This is a genomic window from Roseateles sp. P5_B10, assembly GCF_056400485.1.
Genome location: NZ_JBFULE010001571.1, coordinates 1 through 620, shown reverse-complemented (window position 1 = coordinate 620; position 620 = coordinate 1). Strand labels below are relative to the sequence as shown.

The 620-nt window shown below is 66.3% G+C and carries 1 protein-coding gene; it reads right to left on the bottom strand.

The window, feature by feature from the left end; translation table 11 throughout:
* Window positions 1-107: 107 nt before the first annotated feature.
* A partial coding sequence (locus tag AC1DU6_RS34635; protein WP_477863037.1) for a PRC-barrel domain-containing protein occupies window positions 108-620 on the bottom strand: 513 nt, incomplete at its 5' end.

Genomic DNA, 620 nt, shown 5'->3' with positions numbered 1-620 from the left:
GGCTCGGACTCCGGCGCAATCCCCGGCGCGCAGGCAACCTCAGGCACCGCCCCGACATCATCGCGGCGGGCGAGATCAGCTGCGCGTGTGGTCGCGTGAACCGCCAATTAGCGCTCCTGCATGGTGAGCGGTGGGAATTTCAACGGCGTCAGCGTACCGGATGCGCCGAGCACGACGATCGGCTGATCGTCCTTGTATTCCGGCGCGGCACGCACCTGCTCGCGTGTGAGATCGAGCGTGATGCTGGCGGTCTTGTCGGCCACGTTCCAGAAATGTAGCGCACCCCAATCGACCACGATCTTGCGCGAGCCGACCCCGAGGAATCCGCCGAAGTCGATCACCGCGCCGCGCACCTGCCCCGCGCGATCGACGATCACGTCGGCAATGCGTCCCATATTCTCACTTGCGGGACTGTGCACGTCACGGCCGAGAATGCCTTTGGCATCGAAAGCATCGATCACCGTAACCGATGGCGGCTTGGCGACAGGCGCAGGTACGGCTGCGTCGGGTTTTGGCGCCGTCTGCGGGGCGGGCGGCGATGACTGTTTCTCGGGCGCGGATGCGACCGGCGGCGTTGTTGCCGGCTGCACGGCAGTCGCATCAGGTGCGGGCGACAGCAC